This is a genomic window from Micromonospora sp. U56, assembly GCF_018070095.1.
Taxonomy (GTDB): domain Bacteria; phylum Actinomycetota; class Actinomycetes; order Mycobacteriales; family Micromonosporaceae; genus Micromonospora; species Micromonospora purpureochromogenes.
Genome location: NZ_JAGPYL010000212.1, coordinates 1 through 5413 on the forward strand (window position 1 = coordinate 1; position 5413 = coordinate 5413).

Genomic DNA, 5413 nt, shown 5'->3' on the forward strand with positions numbered 1-5413 from the left:
CCCGGCGAGCCTCGACCGCCAACCGGGTCGCACGCTCACGCAGCTCATCGTTGTACTTCTTCGGTGCGGGCATCGGTGGTGTTCCTCCCAGGTTTCGATGTCTCCATCAAACCCGGTGCGGGACACCCAGTTACGAGACAGCCCTTCGACGCACCCGACCTCTTCGCCGACCTACGAGGAAATCAGAATTCTGGACAATGTGGCTGACGTGGGGGAGGGATTGTCCACCGACATGCGGGGCGGTCAGGTCGTGTTCCAGTACGGCCATCGGCGCCCAGCCGCTCCGCCAGGTTGGGCGACGCACAGGAATCACCAGATCTCACTGCCGGACCAAGGGCAGCAACAGTCGGTCATCGCCGCTATCGTGCCTTGGCGCCGCCTACAGACAGGAAGATCCGTGCTCTTGTACACGCTGCGCCGGTGGGCGGAACGGTTGGCTCTGTTCTGTGTGCTCCTTGCGATGGCCGGTCTCGGTGCCAGCCCCGCGCACGCCTCCTCGGCAAAGGTCGACGTTGCGGCGTTCGCCAGCCGGCCCGGTGCGGCGACCATGACGGCCACGGGCAAGGTGGGTGACGTGGTCAAGGTGACCGTTGGCATCTACAACAAGGGGCCCGGCAAGGTGCAGTGGATGGGGTTCTCCCAGACGGCGTCTACATGGGCGTTCACGCTGCCGCCCGGCACGGAGACCGTACCGGGCCCGCCGGGGGAAACTCCCCTCTCGGGATTGAGCAAGTACGATCTCGACCGGTGCGTGAGTACGTCGGGCCGCCAGACGTCAGACGGCGAGCAGGAGATCTTTGGAGCCGGACCGTACGCCTGTTCGAGCAGGGCGAGTCTGGAACCTGGGGCAAAGTCGGAAGCGATCTTCCACTTGAAGATCAATAAGGTGATTCCGAACACCACCGGCGTAGTGACCTTGGACGGGGACCTCAAGTCGCCCTACTCCGGGGAGAAGTCGCTGGCCGACAGCAACCCGGACAACGATGAAGCTTCCGTCATCATCAATCCGGACCCAAACGTCGCCGCGGTCGGACCGGTGGATCCACCGGTCCGCGATGGCGTTGATCGACACCCCGCCGTACCCATCATGGGTGCCGTCCTCGGTGCGGCGCTCCTCCTACTGCTGACGATCGGGGTGGGGCTTTTCCTATATGTGCGGCGCCCGCGCAATGCCATCTCGCCGCCAGCCGTACTGGGTGCAATGGAAGGAGAGAGCGGGACTGTCTGCGACGTCGGACGCGCCGCGACGCGGAGCGCTGGCATGGCGCCGTCTCGACCGACCAGAGCCGGCGGCTCGCACCGCCGCCAGCCGGGACGCCTCGGCGTCCTCCTGGCAAGCCGCCGTAGCCGGCGGTACCTGGCCGCCGCCTCGGTCCTGGTCCTGCTGCTGGCGTCCGCGATCGTGTTGTTGACGGGCGGGCAGTCGCCGCAGGGGCAGTCGCCGGAGACCGTGGTGCGCGACTTTTACACCGCTCTGGCCGCTCGGGACGCCGGGGCGGCGCGTGCCCTCGTTTTTCCCCAAGCCGTCTACGGCTCAGACGCCACCCTGCTGACGGACACCACCCTGCGCAATCCCGGCTACACCCCGCCCGCGAACGCCCGAGTCACCCGCCTTCCCCCGCCCACCACCCGTGGCTTTCGCAAGGGGGAGGAAGGGGCGGCCGTGCAGGCGGACTTCGAGCTGGCGGGCACAGCCCGGCAGGCGCGGGTGACTCTCGCCCGGGGCGGCGTGTATGGCGACATGTGGCTGATCCTGGACCCGCTCGGAGGGCTGACGGTGACCAGTCCCGTCCGGGACGGCCTGTTGAGCTTCGCCGGCACGCCCTACCCGCAGTCCGGCCGTGACTTCGTGGCGTTTCCGGGCGCCTACCGGGCTACCCTGGCCGAGCACCCACTCTTCGAGGCGGACCCGGTCACCGCGTTCGCCTACGGCGGTCCAAGCGTCGACCTGGCGCCCCGGGTACGGGCGGACGCGCGCCAGGAAATCGACCGGCAGATCCGCATCCACCTGGACGCCTGCGCGGGAAGTCGGGACGTAAATCCCGCCCGCTGCCCTCTGCAGATGCTGTACGTATCCCAGCCGAGCGCCGCACGGATTTCCCGCACGATCACCCGCTACCCCACTGTGCTGGTGGAACTAAGCAGCGCGGTCGACTACCCGCTCGCCTTCCGCACCGACATTCCCGGCGAGATCCAGGTGTCGGTGCGCACGTCGCCGACCAGCCCGCCCACCATCACTCGCAAGGAAACCCTCGTGGTGTCCGGCCGGGTCGTCCTCAAGGGCAGTGCGATCGTCGTCGAACCGGACTACTAACCTCGGTCGCCCCCGCCCCGACCGGGTTCGGCCGGGCCTCCGACGGCGCTGCGTTCGAGGTGTGCGGGATGCCGTACTCGAGGTCTAACACCGAGATCGCCGCTGTTGCGTTGCCGGATCGGCAGACGCTAACGACACCTGACGACCCGGCTGGACCGCCTCTCCGTACCGCCGCAGCTCCGCCCCTGGCCCGTGCCTGGCCCGGCTACGATCCCATCGATGTGACCCCGGCCAAGCTGCTCCCAGGCGGCACCCTGGCCATCAGCGTCGCCGCTGGCTGAGCCGAGCCGGCCACCGATCCGGAAGACGTCGACCACTCCGCCCGGCAGGTCGCCGCGCTGGTGCCCTTCGACGTCGTCGCGGTCGAGGCCGCAACCCGGCCGGGTGCACCGGCCGACGGGGACGACGCCTGGGCCGATGGGACGAAAACGCCGCCGTCGACCCGATCGTCGTCACCGACCGGCACCCCGGCCGGCAGATCCTCCGCGACGACTGCGGACGCTGGGCGATCCCGGGCGGCATGGTCGACCTCGGCGAGACGCCCGGCCGCACTCGTCCGCGAGCTGCGGGAGGAAACCGACGTCGACCTGTGGGACGTCGGGCGACGCCGTCCTCGACGCTCTGCTCCGGCCCAGTCCGCCGGCTCCGCGGGGCAAGCACGATGCCGGCCCTGGGCGACCCGGGCTCGTACCCCGCCTGAGAGCCCACCGGGTGCGGAACCGTCAGTCGTCGTCGAGGTCGGGGAACCGTAGCTCGGCCGCCGCCTCCGCCATGGCCGCATCGTCGTAGTCCGGCAGCGCCCGCTCCGGCATGTGCACGTCGGCGTCCGGGTCGATGCCCTCTGAGTTGCCGATCAGGTCCAGCAGGAACTCCTCGGCGCCGCGCAGCAGCACCGGGTCCTCGGTCCAGAAGCCGAACTCGAGGCTGCGCCGTGACGACGCCGTGAAGTTCGCCGACCCGATCCACAGCCGCTTCGGTGTGAACGCGGTGACGTCGGCCGGCCCGAAGTCGTCCTCGTCGTGGTCCCAAAGGCGGCCGAGCAGCGCGAGCTTGGCGTGCAGGATCGGCGGCATCGACCCGTTGGTGCCCGCGCCCTTGCGAAAGCCGATCGTCCGCACGGTGGGGATCACTTCGTCGCGGGGCGGCAGCGACCACCCGGGCCCGATCATCGGGGGCTCGCCGTCGACCAGGGAGGTCAGCTGCTCCAGCGGAGGGAAGTAGCAGACCGGGAGACCGGGCGTGTGGGCGTTGAGGTCGTCCAGGCGGCGCAGCTTGTAGGGCAGGTCCGGCGGCTGCACGTTCTTGTCCCGCGGCTGCTTGCTGACCACCACGCAGGCCGCCTGCAGCGTGGCGAGCTCGTCGAGCAGCTCGGTCGTCCATCCACATCGCGCAGCCCAACAGCGTCGCCCCACCTACCGCCGCCCCGCCCGCACATTGACCGACACCGCTTCCGGCATCGCCCACCTGCACAACATCGCCCTGGCTCAGTGAGCACCAAGCCAGTCACCGGCAACGCCTTCACCGAGTTACGAGACGTCCCTTGGGCTTACCGCTTGCTGGTTCGCGGGCGGGGCCGGGCTGGTGTGTGAGGGCCCGCTCCAGCCACGTGGTCTTGCGCTGAAGCTCTCGGTCGTCCTGGCCCGCCCCGATGTTCGGTGCAACCACTTCGTTTGCCGAATAGCGGCTCGACGAGGGCTTTCATTTAACCTTTGAGTGCGAGTCGGGTGTGGACGGGGTGGGTGGTTAGATCGAGGGCTCCCACCCGGTGGCGTAGCACGAAAGCTCTCGCTGGATCCCGGGGGCCTCGGGGAACTGCGCAGACGCTGGTGTTCCTGGGGCCGCGCTGACGACCGTCGCCGCCGTCGTGACGAGCTCTCCTGCTGTCCGTTTCACTGGTACACGGACCGCCTGAGTTCATGAACGGCTTCCCCAGGGCTGACACCCCGGACGGCAGGCATAGCCCATTCGGTTGGTCAAATATCTCCAATATAGGAGATCATGTATCTGACCTCGGGATCCTTACTCATCGTGTCTGTCGATGGACCGGAGGGTCACGGATGAAGAAGCGATCACGAGGTCCCCTTGTCGGGGGACTGGTGCTGGCGTTGGTGGCCACGGTGGGCTGGATGGAGGTGCCGGACGACCAGCGCGGCGGTGCCGTGCCGGTGGCGAAGGCCGAGGAGGACGACGGCTTCTTCTCGAAGCTGGGTAACGCCGCGCGGGACCTGGTCGACGGTGGGCCGCGCAAGGCCAGGCCGGAGGTGGTCGGCGCTGGCCTGACGGTGAGCGAGCAGCCGCCGCCGGCGAAGGTGTGGCCGGCGCAGAAGCGGGTCAAGGAGCTCACCGGGAAGCGGACGGCGAACAGCAGGGTCTACCAGCTTTCCGACGGGCGTACCCAGGCGGAGATCTCGGCGGTGCCGCTGCACTACCGGGACGCCAAGGGCAGGTTCCAGCCGATCGACACGAAGGTCCGCCCGGCCACGGAGAAGGGGTACGTCCAGGGCAACCGGACCAACACCTTTACCAGCCTCTTCGGTGACAGCTCCAAGGAGCTGGCCCGTTTCGAGAAGGACGGCCGGAGTATCGAGCTGGGCCTGGCCGGCGGTGCGAAGGCTGTGACGCCGAAGGTCTCCGGGTCTACGGTCACCTATCCGGGGCTCGCCGGTGGGGCCGACGTCGTCTACGACGTCACCTCCACCGCACTCAAGGAGAAGATCGTCCTGCACCGCGCCCCGACCGGGCCGGTGTCGTACACCTTCACGCTGGACACCGCCGGCCTGACCGCGCAGCAGCGGGCGGACGGCTCGATCGCCTTGGTGCGTCCGGGTGGCGGTGAGCCCGCGTTCGTGATGCCGGCGCCGTTCATGTACGACGCGAAGGACGACAAGTCGTCCCCGCACGGCAAGGTGTGGAGCGACAAGGTCAGCCAGCGGGTGCAGCAGATGTACGGGCAGACGACGGTCACGTTGTCGGCCGACGCCGGCTGGCTGGCCGATCCGGCGCGGGTGTTCCCGGTGGTCATCGACCCGACCATCAAGGTGCAGCCGGTGCCGACCGACGCCCAGGATGTGCAGATCTACTCGGGCGCCACCACCACGA

Annotated in this window: 3 protein-coding genes; 2 read left to right on the plus strand and 1 reads right to left on the minus strand. The window is 68.7% G+C overall.

Annotated elements, in window-relative coordinates:
* Positions 1-397 precede the first annotated feature (397 nt).
* Positions 398-2314, plus strand: a complete 1917-nt coding sequence (locus tag KBX37_RS33220) for a hypothetical protein (protein ID WP_210779781.1) — start codon at positions 398-400, stop codon at positions 2312-2314.
* Positions 2315-3036: 722 nt separating this feature from the next.
* On the opposite strand, the gene KBX37_RS33225 is transcribed toward KBX37_RS33220, so the two are convergent.
* Positions 3037-3726 (minus strand): hypothetical protein, encoded by a 690-nt coding sequence (locus tag KBX37_RS33225; RefSeq protein ID WP_210779782.1) that lies wholly within the window; start codon positions 3724-3726, stop codon positions 3037-3039.
* A gap of 645 nt (positions 3727-4371) precedes the next feature.
* Here KBX37_RS33225 and KBX37_RS33230 point away from each other — a divergent pair.
* Positions 4372-5413, plus strand: a 1042-nt coding sequence (locus tag KBX37_RS33230; RefSeq protein WP_210779783.1) for a hypothetical protein, incomplete at its 3' end; no start/stop codon positions are given.